Source organism: Nocardia sp. BMG51109 (assembly GCF_000526215.1).
GTDB lineage: Bacteria > Actinomycetota > Actinomycetes > Mycobacteriales > Mycobacteriaceae > Nocardia.
This window is the reverse complement of the sequence record NZ_JAFQ01000004.1, coordinates 4,307,126-4,330,341: the sequence shown is the minus strand read 5'-3', so window position 1 is coordinate 4,330,341 and position 23,216 is coordinate 4,307,126. Positions and strand designations below refer to the sequence as shown.

Sequence of the window (23,216 nt, the reverse complement as noted above, 5' to 3'; positions counted from 1 at the left end):
CTATCGGACAATCTACCCATCCTCGGGACGGTCGAACTCACCGTCACGCCGAACGGCTCGAGACTCCTCAGCGTTACCGCGCACGTCAGCTCCCCCAGATAGACACGGTTCGCCAACATCCGTGTCAGTTGCCGCGTCACCGAGGCTCTCGGTCTGAGAACGACTGGTCAACGGTGGCGGCCCGCACGGCGTTGTCGGGCTCGCCTGGTTGACGAGGCTGATGTCGAAGGTCGTTCCCGCATCGCCGGACCGGGTGATCGTGCCGTCCAGTTGGGCGGTCAGGGCGTTGATGAGGCGTAACCCCAGGGAACGGGTTGTGCGGAAGTCCACTGCTGCCGGCAGTCCGATTCCGTTGTCGCTCACCAGCAACCGTATCCGGTCGCTGCCTGCCGGCCGTAGATCGACGCGGATCTCACCACACCGTCCGTCCGGGAAGGCGTGCTTGAGCGCATTCGACACCACCTCGCACACGAGCAGCCCGCACGGGATCGCCGTGTTCATCCCCAGCGTCACGTCCCGCACCGTGATCCGCAATTGGATGCGTCGGCTGTCGGCACCATAGGAAGACGCGAGGTTGGCTATCAGATTCTCGAGGTACTCGGCCGCGTCGATGCGAGCCGGTCCGCTCGACTGGTACAGCTGCTCGTGGACCAGCGCCATCGATCGGATACGGTCCTGGCTTTCCTCGAGCACCTCCCGCAGGGATTGTTCCTCCAAGCAGCGCGACTGCAGACTGAGCAGGCTGGTGATGGTCTGGAGATTGTTCTTCACGCGGTGATGGACCTCCGCGAGCAGGATCTCCTTTTCGCGAAGCGAGGACCTGATCCGATCCTCGGCGTGCCGACGCTCGGTGACGTCACGGACGACCTCGATCACCAGCGGCCCGTGCGCCCGCTCCATCGAACTCAGCATGACCTCGACGGGAAACTCGGTCCCGTCGCGGCGCCGGGCTGTGAACGTCGCGTCCACCGGCCGGTGATCGGGAGCTGTGAGACAGGCGGTGCGGCGGTCCACGTGCAGAGCGCGGGAACGTTCCGGAAGCAGGGTTTCGACGGTCCGCCCCAGCAGATCCGCGCCCGCGTACCCGAACATCTTCTCGGCCTGCGGATTGACGCAGACGATGCGCCCTTCCCGATCGCACACCACAACACAGTCGGGAGCCGATTCGAACAAGCTGCGCAGCGTCGCCTCACGGGCGCGCAGCTCCTGTTCGGCTCGTCGCCGCTCCTCGGTCTCCCGCTGCAGGTCGGTGTAGAGGCGGTCCGCCCGGGTCCACAGCGCCGCGGTCCGCACGGCACGGCGCATGGTGGCCGCCGACAGCGCGAAACCCCCCGCGGTGCCGATAGCGACGATGAAGGCGGTCAGCAACATCCAGTCATCGAGCCGTAAGCGGCCCCGGCCCCCGGTCGGTCCCGGGACCAGAAACACCACGCTCCACATCAACACCCCAGCCACCGAAGCAACCAGGGCGGGTGCCCTGCCCCACCGCCCGGCGACCAGAAGGACAACGACGACGTGGACGAGAGCCACTGCTCCTGGCCGGTCACTGATCAGATCGCGAAACGGCAGGAAAGCGATGGTCACCACCGCCAGCCCTGACAGCGCGACGAGGTACGGGACCGCCGATCTGCCGCTCACTACCAGGCCCCCCGAACCAGATCACCGAGTCGCGCCGGCGCGGGACGACGCATCCGCACAGTATCCCCGGTTCGGACCCTGTAGCCTGCTACCCCCGGCACGCTGGATACGCTCGCGTGGTTGTCCCGGACAAGGGATCCATCCAACGACCCGGTCACCGCATCCACCTATGGCTGCCGAAGCGACGAGAAGCAACCGACCGTATCGGCCCGAGCCGACACACTGGCTCGCTCGTCGAGACGGAGCTTACAGCCCAATCGCGACACCCGGAGCCCCGTTCGTCCCGTCTTGACACATCCGCCGCGAGTGGCCGGGGGCCGGCCGCCGGGCCCTGTTTTGAAAGTGGGTGAGGGCGGGCGGGTGCCCGCCCTCACCCGTGTCGTAGCCATTGATTGATGGCGGCGATGTGGGCGGTGGCCTGGTAGCGGACGGCGAGTTTGTCGTATTTGGTTGCCACGGCCCGGTTTTCCTCGAGTTGGCCGATGCCGCACTCGACCGCGTGACGGTCCTTGTACCGTTCGGGGCCCGGCGTCGAACCGGCTTGTCTGCCGAGACCGGCCCGGAAACGGCCGCAGGAACGGCTCGACAGGTACCCGGGGAATCCGCGGCCACTTCCCGAGTCCCGGTGGGGTTTCCGGCTCGTAGCCCATTCACGATGCGGCCCGAGTGGAACAGGGGTTCACACCAGGTCGGCGAACGACTCCACGCAGGCGATGCTGCCGGACACGATGAGTTCGTCGCCGTCGGAGACGACGGTTTGCGGTGTGGCGTAGGTGAATTCGCCGTTGCGTGGTTTGATGGCGACGACGGTGACGTGGAAGTGTTCGCGCAGCCCGCTGTCGGTGAGTGTCATGCCGACGACGGCGTCGGGCGCGGTGGTGCGGACCATGGCGAAGTCTTCATCGAACTCGATGTAGTCGAGCATGCGACCGGTGACCAGGTGCGCGATCCGCTCGCCCATGTCGAATTCGGGCGCCACGACGTGGTGGGCGCCGATGCGTTCGAGGATGCGGCCGTCCTGGGGGTCCGGTCGATTGGGCCTCGAACTCCACGAGATCGACCTCCACGCTTACCTGGTCGCCCCCAGGGCTGTGCGCTGCGCGCCCTTCGCCCTCGTCGGCGTAGGTTTCGTTGGCCGCTTTGTACCAGTGGCGTAGGGTGCCGGCGCCGGGCCGCGCCCTATCTGCTGGGGCAGCCGTTGGGGGCGGATACGCCGTGTAGCCGGTCGTCGAGCCAGGTCATGGCGGGTTCGAAGCTGGTGGCCATGCCGATGACGTGTTCGCCGAAGACGCCGATGTACGAGGCGGTGGCGCCGAGTCGGCACTGTTGCTCGAACAGGGCGCGGGCGCCGGCGGCGGGGATCCAGAATTCCTGTTCGCCGTTGATGATCGCCATCGGTACCGCCGAACGCATCTGCGGCATGCGGGTGGCTTCCAGTATTTCGTGTGCGATCGGGGAGTGCAGCGGATCGGTGATGTCGGCGGCGATGTCGATCGGCAGCGATAGTGCACCGGGTGGTGCGATCAGGCTGATACAGGCGTTTTTCAGAGGTGAGGTGGCGATCCATTCCGCCAGGTGGTTCATTTTCCCGAGTATCTCGGGGCGTTCGCGGGCGATGCCGAAGACGGCCGCCAGGAAGAACGAGCTGGCGAAGTTCCCGTTCATGGTGTGGGTGAGCATCTCGTAGTCGGCGGGGACTCCGCCCGCGGCGGCACCGGCCACGGCCGTAGCGAGTTCCGGTGCGTAGCCGGCGACGAGTTTCGCGGCGGCGACCGTGGCGATCGCCCCGCCCGAGTAGCCGAACATGCCGAAGCGGCTGTCGCCCAGTTCGCCGGGATCGACCGCCCGGGTGGCGCGTATCGCGTCGAGAACGATGTGTCCGGCGACGTAGGGTTCGGCGTAGGCCATGCGGGGGCCTTCGTGATCGGGTATCAGGACCGCGTATCCGCGAGACAGAGCGAGCTGGGTGACGGGTGGGACGAAATCGGTCGGTGAGGTGGTCGGTGACAGGCCGTGGGCGAGCGTGTAGCTCGCGCTGCAGGCGCGGCCGAGGCCGTCGGTCGCGACATTGTTGACGACCACGGGCCGTGGGCCGGGACCGGACCAGTCCGCGGCGGGGACCGCCAGTGTCGCTGTCGCGAACGACGGTGCGCCGTGAGCGTCGGTGGTGGCGAATTTGAGTTGCGTGACTCGCCGCACGGGCACCACCAGCAGTGCCGCGGCGGCCGAGGTCACCTCGCGGGTCTCGACGATCTGCCCCTCGCCGAGGGTGTCGAGTCCGGGCGGCGAGTCGTCGAAGAATTCGTCGCCCACCGGATCGGGCATCACCGCGCGGTGCAGGGTCGCCGGGTCCGCGTCGGCCGTCGGCGGCGGGGGCACGAGTGCGTTGATGATGTCCGGCAGGGCCGCCGGAGGCGGCGGCTCGGCGGGTGGCGGCGCAGCGTTCGCCGGGACAGCGGCCAACGCGCTCACGAGCGCGAGCACAACGATGCCCCGGCGCCGCAACGATGAGCGCGGAACGTGAGACACCGGGAATGTTGCCGACATCTCGACCTCCTCGGATCGGTCACGATTTCTCAGCTGGCGGGTCGGGCGGACGGTCCGGCCGTGGCGCCGCCCGCTGTACCCCGTCACGGACCCATCCACAGGCAGATGCAGGGCATGTCCGCCAGGTCCGACGGCACGTGGTCATCGATGCGCACGCGGGCGATGTGCTGGGCCTCGGCTTCCTCGGCGAACTGCGCCGCGGCCGCGGCCGCGGCGCGGTAGGCGACGACGATCGGCGACCCGCCGGCCGAGAATTCCACGGTCACGCGGCACGTCCCGTCCACATCCGCGCCGGGGTCGGTGCCTGCGGCAGGGCGATCGCGTGGCCCAGGATCGGCGCCCGGGGCTGGATGCTCATGCGGCATAGTCGCCTCCGTACCGAGGCGGCCGGCACCGCGCCCGCAGCGGCCGGGTTCCGGGACCGGTGACCGCGTCGTGACCGGGCCGGGCTGGTCCGGTGGCCGGCCACAGTCGCTCCGGTGACACGGTGGCGACCGGGCACACGGTGCGCACGGCCGGCAGGCGGTCGCGGCCCCACATGTCGCGCAAGTGCAGCAGGTCGGGCACCACCACCGTGTCGGCGGCCAGCATGCGCGAGACCGTCAGCAGGTGTGCGATCGGATCGGTGATGCCGTCGGTGCCCGGCTGTAGCCGCAACATCCGCACCAGGCGCCACTGGTGCCGGCCGGCCATCGCCCGCACGGCGGGCTCCTCGGCATCACTTACCGCGCGCGACATGGCGCGATTGCACGCCGTGCGCACGTCGGTGCGCAGATAGCCGACGACCACCGGACCGGATCGCGGCCTCGTCGCCGCACGCACCGGCCACAGACCACAGGCCGCGGGCACCGGCGGACGGGGGATCGGCTCGGCCGCCGGACCGGCCCGGCCGCTGCCGGGCACGCCGTTGCCGTGCTCGTCCGCGAACCGCACGCCGGTGAGCAGAGTCGTTGCCGCTCCAGGTGCTGCGTGGTGGCGAAGATCCATCGTCATGAGACCTCTTCCCCCGCCTCTCCCGGGCCACGGATCTCTCGGCTGCTGTTACCGGCAGTAGCCGGGCATTCGGCCGTTCGATTTCGACGGCAATGACCATGCGAGCGAGACGTGCGGAAATATTTGTTCATCCGCCGCCGGAAACGCCGCACCACTGGCCGAGCACGCCCGAAATACCGGTGAGACGTCGTCACGATGAGCGGAGATCTCGAAACACGCCTCGGGTGCTGCTCACCGGGATAGCGAAACGCATCCGCCGGACCCTGCGCGGCACGCTGTCGGGACCGCGAAAGAAACCTGTGGGGTTGTTACTGGTGGTTACGCCGTTATCAAACCTCGGAAACAGACGGCGCCGCCACCCTTTACGAGGGGCAAAAATAGTGCCGAAACCGTGCATTGTCGACATCACCAGCGGCGATCAGGGAAATAGGCAGAATCTTTGTCTGCTTTTCCGGCAGCATCCGGCCGTGACAGGGCCGCGGCGCGGATCGGTGGCCGGGATCGCGCGGCCGGATGCCGCCGTGCCTTACAGCTCGGGTCCTGCGTACTCTCGCCGTCTGACCTGGTGGACGCGCAGATATGGGTCGACGAGGGCGTCGTCGTCCGGGATCTCGCTGATCTGGATGCTCGCCGTCCACGGCTGTCCGGTGTCGGGATCCCGCATGTGGCACGGTGTTTCCGGGCCGCGGCTGTACACGACCGCCGTGGGGTTGTCCCGCCACAGCGCATTGAACTCGTCGCTGGCTCGCAGCCGCCGCAGCACCGTCCATGCCTCACGGCAGCCGCGGAAACGAGCCAGTCCCGCGCGGATGATCGCCACCAGCCAGACCGCCTCGCCGTGCCAATCCACGGCGACGTGTTTGGCGGGTGACTCGCCGGCACCCGGACGGAAATGCCACAGGGCGACGTTGTCGTCGGCCTCCTCGTGCAGTCCGGGCATCGCCTGGTAAAAGGACTTGTTGCCGACCACGACGTTCCACACCGGATCGGTCACGCCGTAGATGACTCCCTTCGAGTCGAAGAACTCGAGGTCGTCCAGCCGGTCGGCGATCGCCAACTGCCGGCGCAGATCGTCGACCGTCGGCAACTCCAGCGCCGGCGCCGCCAGCTCCCGGGTATAGCGCGCCTGCCGGGGCGTCAGCTCATAGCGTTCGACGAACCGCTCGACGACCCCCCTGCTCGGGACGACCCGGTTCCGCTCGATCTGCTTGACGTAGGAGTCGCTGACGCCGAGCAGGTCGGCTGCCTTCTCCCGCGAGAGCACCCTGCCGGTCTCCTGATCGCGGCGCAGCCGCCGCAGGGTCTGCAGCCAGCTACCGAGATCCGGCATCTCGGCTCTCCCGGCCTTCCCGTCCCGCGCCCGGCCGCGATACCGGGACGCCTCGATCCGCTCACCGGAATTCCCGCTCATCTCGCAGCCCCCTCCTCCCGCCCCCGGTCCCCCTGTTTCCTCGCCACCCGCTGGGATCGACGAACAACCGGCCTCACCCGCACGCGCGTGTGTGTCCTTGTGCATATCAAAACTCGACCATCCCGGCAAATACTGATCCTTGCCACGCGGCGGTTTCACGGCCCGTCGTCCGAGCCGGTCCGAGCCGCCCGGCATTACCGCGAAAAGCGGCAAATATCTTGCCCATTTTCGCAGTCGGTGCTGATCGCGGCGGCAACGCGAGTATCAGGCAAAATCTCTGCCCTCCGAACCGGTAGCGGCGCAGCCCATTTCCGAGGTTTGATGGGAAACAAGCCGGCCGAGGAGGGAAACCCCCATGACATCCGCATCACCAGCGGTCGCCGATATCCCTGCCGCCCCGGGAGCCCTGCCCATGATCGGGCACGGCTGGGCACTGATGCGTGCACCCCTGCGCTTCCTGGCGTCACTACCCGACCACGGCCCCCTGTGCCGCATCAAACTCGGTCCCGAAACGCTCGTCTGCGTCTGCGACCCGGCCCTCGCCGACGACGTCCTGCGCAACGATCGGATCTACGACAAGGGCGGGGTCCTGTTCGAGCGGGGCCGCGAAGTCGTCGGCAACGGACTCGGCACCTGCCCGCACGCCCGGCATCGCCGCCAGCGGCGCCTCTGCCAGCCCGCGTTCGGCAAAGACCGGTTCCCGGCGTACGCCACCACCATGACCACGGAAATCGCCGCCACCGTACAGACCCGATGGACCGACGGCCAGGTGATCGACCTCGGCGCAGAACTCTCGGCGATGACCTTCCAGGTAGCGATCACCACGATGTTCTCCGAATCGCTGCCGCCGCAGATCCGCAGCATCGCGGCGGATCTGGGCACACTCAACGCCGGCCTGTTCCGGCGCACGGCCCTCCCCCCGGCGCTCAACCGGCTCCCGACCCCGCACAACCGCCGCTTCAACGACGCCCTGCGACGCGTGCGGGACTGCGCGGCCGCGGTCATCACCCAGCGGCGCACCGGTCCCGCACACGACCACGACGACCTGCTGACAGCATTGCTGCAGGCGCGGGACTCCGATTCCGACTCCGTCCTCACCGACGCCGAACTCATCGACCAGACCCTGACCTTCTTCATGGGCGGCGGCGAAACCACCGCCGGCACCCTGAGCTGGGCGCTGTATCTACTGGACCGACATCCCCACATCCGCCACCAGCTGCACCACGAGGTCGACGCGGTCCTGCACGGCCGCACCGCCACACAACACGACCTCCCGCACCTCCCCCTGGCCCGGCGAGTGATCACCGAGACACTGCGGCTCTACCCGCCCACCTGGATCCTCACCAGACACGTCACCGCCGACACCACCCTCGGACACACACCCATTCCCGCCGGCACGACCATCGCCGTCAGCCCCTTCATCGCCCACCGCAGCCCACAGCTCTACGACGACCCGGCCGAGTTCCGCCCGGACCGCTGGATACACCGAGCACCCAAGCCCGACGGACGCTTCATCGCGTTCGGCGCCGGCGCCCGCAAATGCATCGGCGAGGACTTCGCGTGGATGGAGGCCACACTCGCCCTCGCCACCATCACCGCCCGATGGCGCCTGTCGTCGGCCGGGCCACCGATCACCCTGTCGATGACACAGATCCCCGTACCCAAACACCTCCGGATGCGACTGACCCAACGCCGACCCAACGGCGAGGACGCCGCACACTGATGCGCAGCCGCGGGCATCCGGCCTGCGCACCGCTCCGGCCGATTCGTCCGACCCGGACCCGAACACCGCCCACCGTGTAGTCGTCCTGATGGGTGAGGGACCGTCCGATTAAGGGCGGATCCGACCTCGGTGTCGGTTGGTTGCCGGCCGGGGTGATCGGGCCTTCGAAGGTGATCGCGAACGCGGTCAACGCATTCGCGATCACCTTCGCCGACCGCTGGCCCAACGCCCAAACCTACTGAGAGACAACGCCGGAAACACCGTCAGCGAGATAGACCCCGCCCGTCGAACAACGCGCCGACTGCGGCGGGAACTGCCGCAGTGGTAGATCGCAGCCAGCGAAAGGTCGGGCGGCGCAATCCTTCCGGGCCTGTTCGATATCCGGCGGGACCTCATATCGCTCCTGGCTGATGGGCGGTGTTGTCTCGTCGGCCGAGTGTGGGTAGGAGGGCGCTGGTGATGGGTGTGGCCGCCCCGGCCGTCGGTGTGTCGGCGACCGGGGCGGGGAGGGTCACGTTCCGTTGGCGGGCTGGGTGTAGGTGTGGCCGTCGAGGGTGGTGGTCATGGTGCCGGTGGCTTGGAAGTTGTTGCGGAGCGTTTCCGGGCCCATGGTGAATCCGCCAGGTTCGCTGGTGGTGCGGGAGCCGGTGTGGGCGCCCGAGACCTTCAGGTCGCTGTGCCAGGTGAGGGGTTCGAATCCGATGACGCCGGGTTTGGAGACGCTCTCGGTGCCGTCGAGGATGATGCCGTCGCCGTCGCTGTAGCCGGTGTAGCTGACGCTGATGGCGGTGATCATCGTCTTGTCGGGGTTCTCGGTGATGACGACCTGCGCGCTGCCCTGCTCGGTACCGCGCAGGGTGTAGGTGCCGGCGGGCAGGTGCGGGCGCGGGGGCAGCGGGTCACCCGGGCGGTGTTCCACGCCCCACGCGGCGTCCGGGGCCTCGGCGACCGGCTGCGGCGCGGTGGGGGCGATGTCGTCGAAGCGGGCGATCATCACCCGGCTGTGGCGCCCGCCGGGTTCGCTCGATTCTGGGCAGGGCAGCGGGTTCGCACCGCCGCAGGCGGGTGCGGTGACCAGGTTCTCGGCCCACACCGCGCCGGTGCTGTCGGCCAGCCAGGCCGGGTCGGCGGCGGCGTTCCAGTTCGGGTCGCCACCGGCGTTCACCTGCTGGCTGTCTCCGGTCTGCAGATCGACGAGGTAGGGGGTGAAGAAGCGGCGTTGGCCGTTGTTGCGGATGCCGGAGATGTGACCGGTGGTGGGCATCTGTTCCAGGATCGGGGGGATGCCGGGGATGCCGGCGAGGAAATCGACGCGGCCGGAACCGATGACCTGTTCGGCGAGCAGGTATCTGCCGTCGGGAGAGGTGGCCATGGGGTCGGTGTAGCCGGCGAAGGGGGTCAGGGCGCGCGAGGCGCCGGTGGTGTTGTCGGTGGCCCAGGCATCGATGCTGCCGGACTGGTGGTGCTGGATGCCCAGGGCCGCGGTGCCGTCGGGGGTCCAGCCCCGGAACTCGCCGATCATGCCGGCGGGGTTGAACTTCAGTTCATCGCCGTCGATCAGGTAGGGCTGGTACTGCGGGGCGGGGTTGTGCAGAGCGCGGACGTCGGTGACGGTGTAGCGGTTGCCCGCCGGGTCGAAGACGAGTTCGCCCATGAACGGGATCTGCTCGTACTGGTCCTCGCGCTGGGCCGCGTAGCTGAAACCGATGTGCACGTCGTCGGGGTTGAGGCGGGGTTCGCGCAGGGTGCCGGGCCGGCCGTCGCCCGGGTTCCACTGGAGCGGGTAGATCCGTATCCGGTCGGCGGTGCAACGGTTGTCGGCGAACCGGTACTCGCCGCAGTCGATGATGTTGGTACCGGCCAGCGCACGCTTGCCGTCGCGGAATCCGTTGATCGGGTAGGTCAGTTCGACCGAGTTCGAGGCGTCGGTGCTCATCCCGGCCGGTCGTGTCGGTGCGGGTTGCCCGCAGGTCAGGCACTTGTAGCCGTCCCCGTTGGGAAACGTGGTGCCGTCGGTGCGCACCAGCAGCACCTGCGGGCCGGTGAAGGCCGCGGCGGGCCCTTCGGCCGGAGCGCCCGCGAACCTGACGCCCACCAAGGTGAGATTGCTGTCGGGCCAGTAGGTGCCGATCGAGCCGAGAGCGCCCCAGCCGGGATCCGTGCACCCGGTGCCGCGCGGGTTGACCTCGGTGGTGCACGAGCCCGGTTCGGCCGAGGGCGCGGTCGGCGGCACCGGCAACTGCGCCAGCGACACCTTCTGCCGCAGTTGCATAGAGGGATCCACCGCGAGCTTGCCGCCGTTGTCGCTGATCGGTGTGCGCACCGGGGCGGGGGCCTGGGACGAACATCCGGCGAGCAGCAGCACCACAACAGCGACGGCGAACTTGGTCGGATGGCGGCGACGCGGCGACGGTTCACCCGGAGCGAGTCCACCAGAAAACATCTTCACAGATGTATCTGTACCACAGATGCATCTGTGGCGATTCACTTTGCTACCGTGGTCGGCGTGAACGGCAGACAGCTCAACCGTCTGGCCCGGCGGCTGCACGAGCTGGCTCGCGAGGCCAGCACGTACCCCGGGGACCCGATTCCCACCGCGGGAGAAACCGCGGTCCTCGGCACGGTCGCCGAGCATCCGGGCAGCTCCATCCGGCAGCTGTGCGAGCGCACCGGGTTTGTCCAGAGCCATATCTCCACGATCGTGGCCGGCCTCACCGAACGCGGACTGCTCATCACCTCCACCGATCCCGCCGACCACCGCCGGACCCTCGTCCACCCCGGCGAGCCGCTACTACGCGGAATCCGGCGACGTCAACGCCCCATCGACGACACCCTCACCACCGCCCTGGGCGGCCCCGACACCGCCCGCCGTGTCAGCGAGCTCCTCGGCGAACTCGCCATCCTGCTACTTCCCGACCCGGAATCCTCGAGCCCGGCCGATCACCCGACGCCGCCTCACGACGACCGGCACGCGTCCTGAGACATCGACCGTCGCACGGTGGCGGGTCGGAGCCAGCGGCAGAGCAGTGACGACACCGGCGCAGCGGTGGACGCGCCGGGATGGGGATGGGCCGAAAGCTGCAGGGCGAACGTAGGAGCTCCGTCCCAAGTTCGGCGGTAACGGGTTCTGCTCTACCCCAGCAGGATTCGGTGTCGGATTAGCGGAAAGCCTGCACGGCCGTACATTTGACGATCTCGCGTCGCCGGACTCGAAATATCCACCTGCACTTGACTATGCCGCAACGGCATAGTGTTCCATGAAGGCGATTGCGCGGCAGAACCACCAGGCCGAAGACGTCGCCGCACCCGGCCTTCGGGCCGGACTATCGAGGGAGTGAATTTCGGATGGGTTACAGATCGGTGTTCGGGTTCGGGATCCTCGCCGCCGGATTCATCGGTGCCGCGGGGGTTTCGGCGCCGGTGGCCACGGCGGAACTGCCGCCCGGCTTCTCCTGCGACGGTAACCGTTGCACCAACGACACCGACGACCAGTATCTGGTGAACGGTACTGTGTTCTGCCACGAAACCAACACGATTGCGCCGGTCCAGTTCCTCGTGAGTGCGCACGGCTATGGGAGGCCGGTGGTCCCGTGCTACACCAGGACAATGGAGGGGCCGGACGGTATCCCACGCACGGCACCAAGTAACAACTACTCGCAGCTTCACGTCGACAGCGCTGTTGTCCATAACGGGCCCTGGGTGAATTCGGGCTCAGCGGGATAGTCGTTTCCGAAGGGCGAGTCACCCCGCCACCGCGACGGCTTCACACAATGTCGGTCGATGCGACGAACGCTCCGGCTCCCGGGTGAGCACCCCGGCGCAGAATCAGGACTGGGGACCGAACCACCACAGCAGACTCAGCGGAGGTGAATCCCCAACTTCACCGCATCCGCCTGTGCCGCAATCCGATACGCCTCAGCTCGGTGCGAGTACGACCGGATTGCCGCCAGCCGAGCCCGTGCCTCGCACGACGCCGTTCGAGCATCGCGCACCTTCACTTTTACTCTGCGGGCCGCCGTCTGCGCCTCTGCCAGCGCGCGACGGGTCCGATCGCACTCCGCAACGACAGCCGTTCTCAGTGCCTCCATCACCCCAGTATTGGCTACAACCCGATCACATCGCCGAGGTTTGAGCGCAAGTCTCGAAGGACTGCCGCTCCCCTCCGGCTCGCGGCGCTGTCCGGCGTCGTCCTGCTTATCGTCCTACCGGAACTCGGCCTGCCCTTCCGAATCGAGTGCGATCACCGGCAGCCCGGTCGCCATCGCCTCGAGCCGGCACGCTACCTGTCCCCGTAGCCGATACCGTAGCCATAACCGTACGAGCGTGCGATTCCGTACCCGTAGGGACCGCCGACATCGTGGCGACCGGGCCCCATCGGAGGCGCGGGATGGTCCCGCCGCAGATCCTCGGCCCGCGCGAACTCCGGGAAGACGGCCGTCGCCATAGGAGTGCAGCGACGGGACGAGCTCCGACAAGACATTTCGACACCATGAACAGGACGCCGGCGATGAACAGGCCGATGATGCTGCCCGAACGAAAGAATCGTGGAAGCCGCCGGCGCCATGATCAAGCCCATCGTGGTTTCTCGAACGCCCGGGTGACACACTCCAGCGCCGTACGCGGGTGCGGTGCGAGACTGCTGTGATGACTACCGAGGATCAGCGACCCGGCCCGCCCGTGACCAGTGCCTCGATCCTCGTGCTGACGCTGGCGCGCCGGGTCGAATCCGAACTCGGCGCGGCGCTCGCGCCCCTCGATCTCACCGTCGCCCGGCTCGGCCTGCTCGGCCACATCTCCGGCGTGCCCGGGGCGTCGTTCAGCGAGCTGGCCCGGATGTCGGGGATCAGCGTGCAGAGCGTGCACACGGCGGTGAAGGCGCTGGTGGCCGCCGGCCTGGTGCGTGACCGGACGGCCCGGGCCGGTTCCGCCTCGACGATCGAGCTGACCCCGAAGGGCACCCGGCTGTTGCAGGCAGCGGAGGACGTGGTGACGGAGGTGGACGAACGCCTGTTCGGGGCGGAGTCCGATCCCGTTCTGCGACGGGTCGGTACCGCCATCCTGGCCGCGTTCTCGGGCTGACCCGATCCGCCTCAGGCCGTGGTGCGGGCGGTCAGGTCGTCGAGCAGGATCATGACCTCACCCTTCTGCTTGATCACCTCGGTGATGCGGATTCGCAGCGCCGACAGCTCGGCACCGGCGATCGGATCCGGCAGCGGGTGCTGCAGGCGCCGCCACTCACCGTGCGCGGATACCTCGCCCAGCAACAGGTTTCGAGCCTCCTGCCCGGCGGACGAGATCCGCGCCGACACCTCGATCGACGCATGCGGCGACCGCACCCACAGGTTCACCGCCGTCAGGCTGCCCGGAATCGACGGTGCCCGACCGGGTTTCGCGACCAGCTCCACCGTAAGATCGTCGTCCGCCGACCGGACGAGCAGCACGAGGGCCCGGTGGTCGGCACCGGTCGCGCCGTCGGCGTAGACGCCGAGATCCTTGTTCGGCGCTCCCTCCGAGAACGTGGTCAGGTGCGTCCGGCTCGCCCCCGTCCCCTCGATCTCCCATTTCTGCTTGTCCTCGAAGTCGTCCAGCAGTACCTCGACCGACGCATCCGACATCGCCACGTCCCCTTCCTCCGCTCACCGACCTGTACCGGCCCTCGAAACCCTACAAGCCCGCACCCCGATCCGGTCCCCGGCGCACGCGATCACGGGGTGGTGAGCGGGCCACCGGCGGCGCGCCAGTCGATCAGGCCGCCGCTCATGTTCACCGCGTCGAAGCCGTTCTCCACCAGCAGATTTGCCGCTCCGGCCGACCGGAGACCGCCGGTGCAGAAGGCGATGAGCAGGCGGTCGTCGGGAAGCTCCAGGCAGCGTTCGGGCAGTTCTTCCAACGGCATGTGGACCGCGTCCGGGATGTGCGTCCGGTTCCATTCGAAGCGACGGCGGACGTCCACGACGAGCGCGCCGTCGGCGACCAGGCGGACCGCCTCGGCGGCGGTGATGGCCGGCGGCCGGCGCAGGTAATGCCGGAACCTCATGCGCCGCGCACCTCCCGTCACACGGTGACCATCGTCAGCGGGCCGCTCAGCACGGGCAGCAGCGCGCCGGCGCGGGTGCGCACCGTCAGGCCGCGACCGAACAGCGCCGTGACGGCGACGGCCAGGTAGAGCGCGCCATGAGCCGGGCCGAGCGCACTCGCGACGGTGCCGTCGTGCACGGTGGCCAGGTTCAGCAGCACGAGGACACTGACGAGTTCGAGTACCGAGAGCACGGCCGGCGTGCGCAGCAACGCGGTCATGCGTAGCTCGATCCGGGACGCACGACCATGAGCACGACGACGACCGCCCACAGCAGGTTGAAGACGCCGGACAGCATGCCGAGGCGGCGCAGCCGGGCGCCGTCGTCGGGGGCGGCGAACGCCTCGCGCTGGCGCGGCGCGATCTGCAGTGCGAGCAGACCGCCCGCGACGGCGGTGAGCACCATCGCGACGATGATCCAGACCTCGGTCGTGCGGCCCTGCACGACGGCGAGCGTGAGGCCGACGACGGGAACCGCCAGCGCCAGCACGCCGTAGACGCGGGTGATGCGATGCAGCAGGCGGGCGATGTCGTGGCTGCGTTCGGCCCGCTCCGCGCCGGCGGGTGTGACGGTCACCGGCGCGTATCGGGGAAACAGGCTGGTGGCCACGGCGACGGGGCCCACGAAGAGGATGCCCGCCACGACATGGACGGACAGCAACAGAGATTCCATAACCTTCAGCCTAACTGAAGGATGTGGAAGTTCACCCGGTCACGGGAATCACATTCCGATCCGGGCACCCGGCCCGGACGTTCAGGGCTCGTCCGCTGTCACTCCTCGACCTCGGCCGGGAGCACGCCGCTGTCCACCGCGCGGACCAGTTCGGCGTGGTCGGCCTCGGTCCGATCGGCGTAGGCGAGGGCGTAGCGGGCGTAGGCGGAATCCATCCTGTCGCCGTCCTCGCAGTAGCCGGCGAGGACTCGCGGATCGATCGAGCGGCTGTGCGCGCGGGCCAGCAGGGCTCCGGCGAGACGGCCGTAGTCGTCGAGGTCGTTGCCCTCCAGCTCGGTGACGTCGATGGAGCCCTTGCGATTTCGGAACTGCCGGACGATGTACGGGTGCTCGCCGATCGTGGCCCAGCCGAGCAGGATGTCGGTCTCGGCCTGCACCAGGCGCGCGCCCTCGACGATCCGCCGGCCGTCGTGCGGCACGGGCGCGAGGCCGAGCGCCTCCCGCAGCGCGGTCGGCCGGGCCTGCTTGGCCTGCAGCACCAGCGCCTCATCGCCGTTGCCGCGCAACAGGATCAGATAGTTGCGCAGTCCGACGCTGCCCGTGCCGACCACGCGGAAGGCCACATCGCATGCGGCGTACCGCTTGATCAGATGGGCCCGCGACTCGCGCAGCGTCTCCACATAGCCGTCCAGGGCGTCGGTCACCTCGGCGGCGACCTCTCCCGAAACCTCGGTCAGCACAGGCGGATCGGCGACGAACCGCCAGTGCGACTCCTCCACCTTCGTCGACTTGGCCGCGACCTTCTCACTGGTGTTCTTCTTCGCCTTCTTACTGGCCTTGGCGAAATCATCGAGCAGCGCGTCGGCTTCGGCCCGGTCGATGATGGATTCGTCGCCGAGCGCCGTCCAGGATTCCAGGAACGGCAGCCGCGCCAGATGGTCGATGGTGCGGCGGTAGCTGCGGGCGGCGTCGTGCGCGGCCTCCTCGCACCGGTTCTCCGACACCCCGGCCTCCCGGCCGGCGAGCACCAGGCTGGCCACGAGCCGCTTCAGGTCCCACTCCCACGGACCGGGCGCGGTCTCGTCGAAGTCGTTGATATCCATGACGATTCGGCCGTCCGCGGTGCCGTACAACCCGAAGTTCGCGGCGTGGGCATCGCCGCACAGCTGCGCGGTCAGGCCGCTGCTCGGTGTCGCGGCGAGGTCGCCGGCCATCAGCGCGGCGCTGCCTCGATAGAACGCGAACGGCGACTCCAGCATCCGCCCGATCCGCAGCGGTATCAGCTCCGGCATCCGGCCGGCGTTGCTCGCCTGCACGAATTCGACGATCGCGGGACGGTCGTCGGGGAGGGCCAGATCCCGGTGCTCCCGGTGGTCGTCGTCCTCCTGCAGCGCCCGGCCGCGCGCGTACGCCTCGTCCGAATCCAGCCACTCGTCGAACATCCCACGCACTCCTCGCTGTCTGCCCCACACCTGCCACCTCAACGTACGCGCAGGTGGGGGCAGTTCCGCGCAGGACTCGGTCAGCCAGGGGCTCGGTCAGCCGTTGTCGGCGTTGCCGGCCTTCCACTCCGCCCACGGGATGTTCCAGTCGCCGAGCCCGTCGATGCCCGACAGCGTCGGGCCCACCGTGTTCTTCACGATCGCGATATCGCCGCGCTTGGCGTTCTGGTAGACCCACTGGGCGTCCGCGGGGCTGAGGTTCAGGCAACCGTGGCTGGTGTTGGAGTAGCCCTGCTGGCCCACCGACCACGGCGCGGAGTGCATGAAGATGCCGCTGTAGGACATCCGCGTCGCGAAATCGACGGGCGTGCGGTAGCCGTTGGGCCCGGTCGCCGCGACGCCGTAGGTGGACGAGTCCATGATGATGTGGTCGAACCGGTCGCTGATGATGTACACGCCGTTGTCGGTGGGGTCGGACGCCTTGCCCATCGAGGTCGGCATCGAGCGGACCACCTGGCCGTTGTGCTCCACCGTCACCGTCTTGGTGTTGTCGTCGGCGGTGAAGATCATCGGGTCGCCGACCGTGAACGCGGAGTGGATGTCGCTGTCGCCGATCAGGCCGTTGCCCAGGTCCTTGCCGTAGGTGTTCACGTCGACCGTGACCCGGGTGCCGGGGGCCCAGAAGTTCTCGGGCCGCCACCGCACCTCACGGTTGTTGACCCAGTAGAACGCGCCCTCCACCGGGGGGACCGTGGTGACCTTGATCGCCTCCTGCGCGGCGCGGCGGTCGGGAATGTTCTCGTCGAACTGCACGGCCACCGGCTGGCCGATGCCGACCACCTCGTCCTCGCCGGGCAGCAGCCACGGATGCGTCTTGACCCGCGGCGCGAGCGTGGTGAAGCTCATCGTGCTCGTGGCCTTGCCGCCCAATCCGATCGCCTCGGCCTGCAGGCGGTAGGTGCGGCCGAAGCCGAGTTGCTCTGTCGCCTGCCAGGATCGGCCGTCCGGGGCGAGCTGACCGCCCACCGCGCCGCCCTCCGGGTTGAGCAGCGTGACGCTCGCGAGCTTGCCGTCCTCGACGCGCAGGTTCAGCGGTGTGGCCGGGGAAACGTTGGCCTCACCGTCCTTGACCGACGAGACCAGCTTCGGCGTGATCAGATCGGCGACCGGGTTGGCCTTGATGGCCGGCCCGCCGCCGGTCGCCCCCGAATCGCTGCACGCGGTCGCCGCCAGCCCGAGCACGGACAGGACGGCCATCGATCCCAGGAACATCTTCGACCGAAATCGGCCCCGCCAAACGCTCATGTGCAACCCCGTTCCATGTTCTCGGCGCCGCCGGGCCGACCCGACGATGCTGCTCGACCCACCACGCTTGCGGGGATCGGTCGAGACCACGCCCCGCCTATTCTGCCAGCCGGAAGGGCCCGAAACGCGCAAACACGACGGGCTCTCCGCACCGGCCTGCCCCTTCATCCGTTCCGGCCGCCCATCCGTTAACAACCGCCGCCACATCTCCCCCCACCGCCCGCGAACAGGCGATTTCACTTTCGCCTCGCCGGGCTGTTATGGTTTTCCCCGCACCCGGAACGGAGCCCACGGGCCCCGTCACCGGTTCACGCATCAGCGCCATTAGCTCAATTGGCAGAGCAGCTGACTCTTAATCAGCGGGTTCGGGGTTCGAGTCCCTGATGGCGCACACTTCCTCTTACCGCAATCAGAATTCCCGTGCCACGTGCTCTAGTGCACTAGAACACGCTCCGTCCGATCCCGTGACCGGCGGTTATCTTCCGTTTCCCCAGTTCGTGCCTCCGGTCTCGACCGATCCCGATACATCGGCATCCACTGAGCCTCGCAAGCTTCGGGGCGGACAACTCGAGTCGATGCCGGCCACGTCCCTCACTCGTGTGCGGGTGGTGCTCGGCTCGGTGCTGGTCAACCACAACGGCCGGATCGCGGAACGCGCCGTGCTCGGTTCGCTGGGATGGGCGCCCGGCGTCCGCATCGATATTCGATCAGTCGCCGAAGGCGTCCTTCATGTCGTCGCAGACCCGAACGGCGCACACGCGATCGCCCGCAACGGCCAACTCCAGATCCCCGCCGTGATCCGCCGCCGCGTCCGGCTGCGGATCGGGCACCGGGTACTGCTGGCCGCTCATCCCGACCGGAACCGGCTGATCATCGTCTGCGAATCCGTCCTGCACGAGGTCGTCACCGAGATCACCACCGTGATCGACGGGGGTGAACCGCAGTGACAACCCCGGCCGCCACCGGTACCGAACTCGACGCCGCCCGCACCCTGCTGGCCCGCATGGGCATCACCCCCGCCGACCTGCTCGACATCCGCCCGGCCGCACCGACCTTCGCCGAATACATCCCCACCGTCCGGGACAGGGTCACCTCACCGTCGACCCTGCGCACCTACAACACCCATTGGAAACGCCTCGAACGCGAGTGGGGCACCCGCCGCATCGACGAGCCGAGCCAGGGCGAGGTCACCGCCATGCGCGATACCGCGCGGCAAGGTGCCAAACACGACCGCAATGCCCGCGACGGCCGCGGTGCGGCCGAGGCCATGATCGGCGCACTGCGGTTCCTGTACCGGCACGCCGAGGACGACGGGCTGATCCGGCCAGGCGACAACCCGGCCAAGCGAGTCGCCAAACCGCGGCGCGCCCCGTCGACCCGGCGCGGGCTGCCGCTCGAGCAGCTCGCGGATATTACTCGCGTGGCCGCGACCACCGGCAACGACCCGGACCTCGACACTCTGTTGCTGCGGCTGCATGCCGAAACGGCGTGCCGTCGCGGTGGCGCGCTGGGTCTGCGGCCCGAGGATCTGGACGCCGGGAATTGCCTGATCTTCCTGCGGGAGAAAGGCAAGAAGTCCCGGTGGCAGCCGGTGTCGCCGACACTGATGGCCAACCTGCTCCACCACGCCCGCGAGCGCGGCGCACGACCGGACGAGCAGTTGCTGCGCTACCGCAGCGGCAAGCCGATCACCCGCCGCCGCTACGACGGCCTGTGGACACGGATCGGACTCGAGTTGCCGTGGGTGGAGAAACAGCAGATCAGCATTCACTGGCTGCGGCACACGACCCTGAAATGGGTGGAGCGCAACTTCGGGTTCGCCGTCGCCCGCGCCTACGCCGGGCACGCCGAAAGCAAATCCGACGGCGCCACCCCCACCTACGTTCGCGCCGACCTCGACGAGGTCGCGCTGGCGCTGGCCACCCTGACCGGCGAACCGCATCCCCTGGCGCTCGCCGCCTGACCCTGACCCGACTCCGAAAAGGAGGTCGTCATGTTCCGAGTTGAAAGCAAATCTGTCTCGCCCGCCGCTCAAGCCGAGTTCAGCGCGTGGGCACTACGACGTGCGCACGCTCTCGTCTTTGTTCGTCGACTTCGTCGGCACACCACACCCGAAATATCCCGGCGGACGCGGGTGATCCGCGAAATCCGTTGGGCCGCAGTCGTCGCCGCCGCCGAAATCGGGGCGGCGAAGGTTCGCAGGCGGCTGCGGATCGCTGGGGGTACGCGATGAACCCCGCCAGCTACGACATTCGCACAGTTGTCATCGCGATCGATCAGCACCCGCTCGCGGTGTGCCTGACCGCACTCGCCGTACTCGTTGTCCTCACCATCACAGTCCGGTGCAGCCGTCGACTCATCGGTCGCGCGCACCATCGCGGCTGGCAGAGCGAGAAGGCGGGCACGGTGCTGGCAGCGCTCATCGCGACGGGCGTCAGCGCGCAAGGCATGTGGATCTTCATGGGCGACACGCTGCAGTTGACGACCACGCTGCGGGTGATGTTCTTCGGGTTCCTCGAAACCATGACCATCACCAGCGCCATCCGAGCCCGCGCGGCGCAACGCGCCGCCGGTTCGGCCGGCGTCGACGGTGTCGCCATGTGGATCCTGACAGGTCTGAACGCGATCCTGTCGGCCACCGAGGCAGACAACCTCGGCACCGTGCTGATCCGGTTGAGCGCGCCCCTGGTCGCCGCGTGGGGCTGGGAGCGCAGCATGGCCTTGGAGCGGCACCTGCGCACCGGCCACGGCGCCCGCATCAACTGGCGCATCACCCCTGCGCGACTGCTCGCCCGGCTCGGACTAACCGATCCCAACCCGCAACGCAGCGCTTCCGACGAGGCAGCCCAACGCAGCTTGATCGCTGTCGCGCTCGCGGTGGACGATGCGAGGGTACTGCGCGACAGCACCAATCCGAACCTCCGCAAGGTGCGCAAAGCGCAGCAGCGGCTCCGGCAGGCGATGCGCCGCGCTGCCGCGGACGGTGGGTTGATCCCGGTGGAGGGCCGTGACCGCCGCGAGGTGCTCCTCGACCACATCGCCGTCCTGCGCAGCACGTCCGCACTCCTCGATCTGGACATGCCGAATCCGTGGCCGAGCATCGGCTGTGGCGAATCCGCCGCAGAGTCCACGATTCGTCTGCTGCGCAGCGATGCGCAGCAGGACGAATCCGGCGGCGAGCACGGCGCTGACCTACCTGCGCGGCTCGCGCCAGGGCCGTCGCTGTCTCGTGTCGCGGACGGCGACCGTGCCACCGAGGCACGCAACGGTGCGCACCGAGACCCGGCTATGAACGGACAGACGAAGCGGTTGCACGTGATAACCGACCGCAATCTGTGGGCGACGGTGGCCGAGCAGGTATGCGCCGACGACCCAGCGCGTCGACGGCAACCCGACGAGGTCGAGGCGATCCTGCGGCTACACCACGACGAGCATCGGACTTATCCTCAGATTGCCCGCGAGGTCGACGGGTTCAGCAAACACGCCGTCGGCCGGGTGATCCGCCAAGCCCGCAAATACCATTCAATCCAGCAGGCAACCACAGGCCGAGGGAGCACACTGTGACCGAGCGTGATCACGGCAAGCGCTTCGACCGCATCGCCAAGCTGCTTACCCAGGCTGCCAGCGTCGCGGGAACGCCGGAAGCCGACGCATTCACCGACCGCGCCTTCCGGCTCACCGCCGCAGCCGGGATCGATCGGTCCGGCTGCCAAGAGTCCGCCATCGTGCGCCGTGACTTTCCTGTCGAAGGCGATTTCCTGGATCAGCGGATCATGCTGCTCACCCGGATCGCCATAGCACTGCACTGCGCCTATGCGTACTGGTTGTTCAGCCCGACCACATCGTCGGTGGAGATATACGGAACACCAGAGAACATCGACCGCGTCCGAGTTCTCTACGAACCGCTACAGGCACGCATGTTCCGGCAGGCGATGTCCTCATCCCGACCGCCATCGTCCGGCTTGTCACCGGAAGAACACCGGATCAGCTGGATGCAAGGGTTCACCCTCAGCATCCGGGCACGCCTACGCGAAGCAGAGGCAGCTGCGGCGGTCGACGCGGACCGACGCGACGGCACCGACGTCCACACCCGCAGACACACGACCGATGCCGAACGAGCCGACGCTGAGAAGCGACGGCAGCTGCCAAAGGTACGCCGCCGCACTTTCAACCAGAAGCTCGGGCGCGACGCACTCGTCGAGGGTTACCGTGCTGGCCAGAGCACCGACGTGCAGTGAGGACGATAGCCGATCGGGGCGCCGACAATGCTCGCCGAGTCGGCGCTCTACCTGACTCAGGCGTGCCCGGATTGCGTGCTCAGTCGCGACGTCAGCCACTCGTGGCGGACACGGACACCGGATACAAACGACACAGGGGCCATGCGGCGAAGAGTTGTTCCGGTGAAGCGGCAGTACGAAACGGTACCGTGGCCGGACGTGACAATATTGAGCCACGTGCAGTCGTGGGCACAATCCTGGCTTCTACGTCGCCGTAGGCCAGAAATACAAGAGCAGGGACCAGTGCCGCCGCCGGTCATCCGGACCGGCAGGCTGGCGGTACTGTTCGATGCCGAGAACGTCTCCGCGGGCAAGGCGGGCGCGGTGCTGGCGTCCGTCGCCGACCATGGCGAGGTGGGGATCAAACGCGCCTATGGCGACTGGAGCCGCCCCCACCTTGTCAGTTGGTCTCTCACAGCTCGCGCCTACGGGATCCGTGCCGTGCACGCACCAGCCATGTCACCCGGCAAGAACACCGCTGACCTGGCGCTCGTCGCGGAGGCGATCCAACTGGCCTACACCGCAGATCTATCCGGGGTCGTCATCGTCAGCAGCGATTCGGACTTCACCGACCTCGCGCTTCGGCTGCGTGAAGCCGGGCACGTCGTGTTCGGGTACGGCGAACGCCGAACCCTTCCACCGTTCGTCGCCGCGTGCGATCAGTTCGTCTTCCTCGATAATCTCACCTCCCCCGAGAGTGGCCCAGCCAAACCCGCCACCGCCCCGGCCCGAAGAACCGCGTCGAACCCAGCGCTCGACTCCTCGAAGAAACCCTCGCCGCAGAACGATGGCAATGGGTTACCGGTGCATGCCGCGGACCGGCTGCGGGCTCTCGTGGACGCCACCGCATCCGCTGACGGTTGGGCCAACCTCGCCACCGTATGCAGCCGCCTCCATGCCGAGTCCCCGAACCTTCATCTGCTTCCTGCCGACAAGCGCAATAAGCCCGGCCGCTACCTCAAAACTTGCGGCCTGTTCGACGTGGCCAACCGGAGTCCCGGCGACGGGAAACCGAAGGTCACATTCCTGCGCAACAAATCCTCAAACAAGTCCTCGTCAGGAGTATCTCCCGTTGGACAGAAATAGCCCTGGAGGCGGGCCGGTTACCGCGGCCACGGCACAAGCGGCGGG

General features: G+C 68.2%; 22 protein-coding genes and 1 tRNA gene. 10 read left to right on the top strand and 13 right to left on the bottom strand.

The window, feature by feature from the left end:
* Positions 1–12: 12 nt before the first annotated feature.
* The 6 genes from D892_RS41700 to D892_RS0120700 form a co-directional block, all read right to left on the bottom strand.
* Entirely contained in the window at positions 13–1,638 is a 1,626-nt protein-coding gene (locus tag D892_RS41700) for a sensor histidine kinase (protein WP_084161155.1), read from the bottom strand.
* A 679-nt stretch (positions 1,639–2,317) separates the two neighbouring features.
* Positions 2,318–2,617: a TrkA C-terminal domain-containing protein gene (locus tag D892_RS0120720; protein ID WP_024803082.1), complete on the bottom strand. Its 300-nt coding sequence runs from the start codon at positions 2,615–2,617 to the stop codon at positions 2,318–2,320.
* Positions 2,618–2,817: 200 nt separating this feature from the next.
* The gene (locus tag D892_RS0120715) at positions 2,818–4,185 is read right to left on the bottom strand and encodes a lipase family protein (protein ID WP_084161154.1); all 1,368 of its coding nucleotides are present in this window, start codon (positions 4,183–4,185) and stop codon (positions 2,818–2,820) included.
* 83 nt (positions 4,186–4,268) lie between these two features.
* A complete protein-coding gene (locus D892_RS0120710; protein ID WP_024803080.1) occupies positions 4,269–4,451 on the bottom strand; it encodes a hypothetical protein in 183 nt (60 codons plus the stop codon).
* Between the two features lie 88 nt (positions 4,452–4,539).
* Positions 4,540–5,178: a hypothetical protein gene (locus tag D892_RS0120705; protein WP_156959612.1), complete on the bottom strand. Its 639-nt coding sequence runs from the start codon at positions 5,176–5,178 to the stop codon at positions 4,540–4,542.
* Between the two features lie 526 nt (positions 5,179–5,704).
* Positions 5,705–6,589, bottom strand: coding sequence for a helix-turn-helix domain-containing protein (locus D892_RS0120700; RefSeq protein ID WP_024803078.1), 885 nt, complete (start codon positions 6,587–6,589; stop codon positions 5,705–5,707).
* A 355-nt stretch (positions 6,590–6,944) separates the two neighbouring features.
* Here D892_RS0120700 and D892_RS0120695 point away from each other — a divergent pair, with 355 nt between their 5' ends.
* Entirely contained in the window at positions 6,945–8,312 is a 1,368-nt protein-coding gene (locus D892_RS0120695) for a cytochrome P450 (RefSeq protein WP_036567309.1), read from the top strand.
* 511 nt (positions 8,313–8,823) lie between these two features.
* Here D892_RS0120695 and D892_RS0120685 read toward each other — a convergent pair.
* A complete protein-coding gene (locus D892_RS0120685) occupies positions 8,824–10,761 on the bottom strand; it encodes a hypothetical protein (RefSeq protein WP_156959611.1) in 1,938 nt (645 codons plus the stop codon).
* Positions 10,762–10,818: 57 nt separating this feature from the next.
* On the opposite strand from D892_RS0120685, the gene D892_RS0120680 reads away from it, so the two are divergent.
* The 3 genes from D892_RS0120680 (at position 10,819) to D892_RS41690 (ending at position 13,391) form a co-directional block, all read left to right on the top strand.
* Complete coding sequence (locus tag D892_RS0120680) at positions 10,819–11,292, top strand: MarR family winged helix-turn-helix transcriptional regulator (RefSeq protein WP_024803075.1); 474 nt, start codon at positions 10,819–10,821, stop codon at positions 11,290–11,292.
* Between the two features lie 365 nt (positions 11,293–11,657).
* On the top strand, positions 11,658–12,035 hold the full coding sequence (locus tag D892_RS46865; RefSeq protein WP_156959610.1) for a hypothetical protein: 378 nt from the start codon (positions 11,658–11,660) through the stop codon (positions 12,033–12,035).
* A gap of 921 nt (positions 12,036–12,956) precedes the next feature.
* Positions 12,957–13,391, top strand: coding sequence for a MarR family winged helix-turn-helix transcriptional regulator (locus D892_RS41690; RefSeq protein WP_036567306.1), 435 nt, complete (start codon positions 12,957–12,959; stop codon positions 13,389–13,391).
* 11 nt (positions 13,392–13,402) lie between these two features.
* Here D892_RS41690 and D892_RS41685 read toward each other — a convergent pair whose 3' ends face one another.
* From D892_RS41685 to D892_RS0120640, 6 genes are all read right to left on the bottom strand, one after another.
* The gene (locus tag D892_RS41685; protein WP_036567303.1) at positions 13,403–13,933 is read right to left on the bottom strand and encodes a hypothetical protein; all 531 of its coding nucleotides are present in this window, start codon (positions 13,931–13,933) and stop codon (positions 13,403–13,405) included.
* Between the two features lie 83 nt (positions 13,934–14,016).
* Complete coding sequence (locus D892_RS0120660) at positions 14,017–14,349, bottom strand: rhodanese-like domain-containing protein (RefSeq protein ID WP_024803073.1); 333 nt, start codon at positions 14,347–14,349, stop codon at positions 14,017–14,019.
* 17 nt (positions 14,350–14,366) lie between these two features.
* Positions 14,367–14,609 (bottom strand): hypothetical protein, encoded by a 243-nt coding sequence (locus tag D892_RS41680; RefSeq protein WP_036567301.1) that lies wholly within the window; start codon positions 14,607–14,609, stop codon positions 14,367–14,369.
* The gene (locus D892_RS0120650; protein WP_024803072.1) at positions 14,606–15,061 is read right to left on the bottom strand and encodes a membrane protein; all 456 of its coding nucleotides are present in this window, start codon (positions 15,059–15,061) and stop codon (positions 14,606–14,608) included. Before D892_RS0120650 ends, D892_RS41680 begins: the two co-directional genes overlap by 4 nt.
* A 98-nt stretch (positions 15,062–15,159) precedes the next feature.
* Positions 15,160–16,503, bottom strand: a complete 1,344-nt coding sequence (locus D892_RS0120645) for a DUF2252 domain-containing protein (protein ID WP_024803071.1) — start codon at positions 16,501–16,503, stop codon at positions 15,160–15,162.
* Between the two features lie 96 nt (positions 16,504–16,599).
* Positions 16,600–17,808, bottom strand: coding sequence for an Ig-like domain-containing protein (locus D892_RS0120640; protein ID WP_024803070.1), 1,209 nt, complete (start codon positions 17,806–17,808; stop codon positions 16,600–16,602).
* A 318-nt stretch (positions 17,809–18,126) separates the two neighbouring features.
* On the opposite strand from D892_RS0120640, the gene D892_RS0120635 reads away from it, so the two are divergent.
* From D892_RS0120635 to D892_RS0120610, 6 genes are all read left to right on the top strand, one after another.
* Positions 18,127–18,199, top strand: a tRNA-Lys gene (locus D892_RS0120635).
* A gap of 184 nt (positions 18,200–18,383) precedes the next feature.
* Entirely contained in the window at positions 18,384–18,755 is a 372-nt protein-coding gene (locus tag D892_RS0120630) for a hypothetical protein (RefSeq protein WP_156959609.1), read from the top strand.
* The gene (locus D892_RS0120625; RefSeq protein ID WP_024803068.1) at positions 18,752–19,771 is read left to right on the top strand and encodes a site-specific integrase; all 1,020 of its coding nucleotides are present in this window, start codon (positions 18,752–18,754) and stop codon (positions 19,769–19,771) included. The genes D892_RS0120630 and D892_RS0120625 overlap by 4 nt, the downstream gene beginning before the upstream one ends.
* A 443-nt stretch (positions 19,772–20,214) precedes the next feature.
* Positions 20,215–21,372 (top strand): hypothetical protein, encoded by a 1,158-nt coding sequence (locus tag D892_RS47805; RefSeq protein ID WP_198036955.1) that lies wholly within the window; start codon positions 20,215–20,217, stop codon positions 21,370–21,372.
* Entirely contained in the window at positions 21,369–22,046 is a 678-nt protein-coding gene (locus tag D892_RS0120615; protein WP_024803066.1) for a DUF2786 domain-containing protein, read from the top strand. Before D892_RS47805 ends, D892_RS0120615 begins: the two co-directional genes overlap by 4 nt.
* 282 nt (positions 22,047–22,328) lie before the next feature.
* Positions 22,329–23,171: an NYN domain-containing protein gene (locus tag D892_RS0120610; RefSeq protein WP_024803065.1), complete on the top strand. Its 843-nt coding sequence runs from the start codon at positions 22,329–22,331 to the stop codon at positions 23,169–23,171.
* Positions 23,172–23,216 lie beyond the last annotated feature (45 nt).

Coding starts and splice junctions, on each gene's coding strand:
- D892_RS41690 (WP_036567306.1), top strand. CDS start 12,957: ATGACTACCGAGGATCAGCGACCCGGCCCGCCCGTGACCAGTGCCTCG.
- D892_RS0120650 (WP_024803072.1), bottom strand. CDS start 15,061: ATGGAATCTCTGTTGCTGTCCGTCCATGTCGTGGCGGGCATCCTCTTC.
- D892_RS0120700 (WP_024803078.1), bottom strand. CDS start 6,589: ATGAGCGGGAATTCCGGTGAGCGGATCGAGGCGTCCCGGTATCGCGGC.
- D892_RS41680 (WP_036567301.1), bottom strand. CDS start 14,609: ATGACCGCGTTGCTGCGCACGCCGGCCGTGCTCTCGGTACTCGAACTC.
- D892_RS46865 (WP_156959610.1), top strand. CDS start 11,658: ATGGGTTACAGATCGGTGTTCGGGTTCGGGATCCTCGCCGCCGGATTC.
- D892_RS0120630 (WP_156959609.1), top strand. CDS start 18,384: ATGCCGGCCACGTCCCTCACTCGTGTGCGGGTGGTGCTCGGCTCGGTG.
- D892_RS0120695 (WP_036567309.1), top strand. CDS start 6,945: ATGACATCCGCATCACCAGCGGTCGCCGATATCCCTGCCGCCCCGGGA.
- D892_RS0120645 (WP_024803071.1), bottom strand. CDS start 16,503: ATGTTCGACGAGTGGCTGGATTCGGACGAGGCGTACGCGCGCGGCCGG.
- D892_RS0120715 (WP_084161154.1), bottom strand. CDS start 4,185: ATGTCGGCAACATTCCCGGTGTCTCACGTTCCGCGCTCATCGTTGCGG.
- D892_RS0120660 (WP_024803073.1), bottom strand. CDS start 14,349: ATGAGGTTCCGGCATTACCTGCGCCGGCCGCCGGCCATCACCGCCGCC.
- D892_RS0120640 (WP_024803070.1), bottom strand. CDS start 17,808: ATGAGCGTTTGGCGGGGCCGATTTCGGTCGAAGATGTTCCTGGGATCG.
- D892_RS0120705 (WP_156959612.1), bottom strand. CDS start 5,178: ATGACGATGGATCTTCGCCACCACGCAGCACCTGGAGCGGCAACGACT.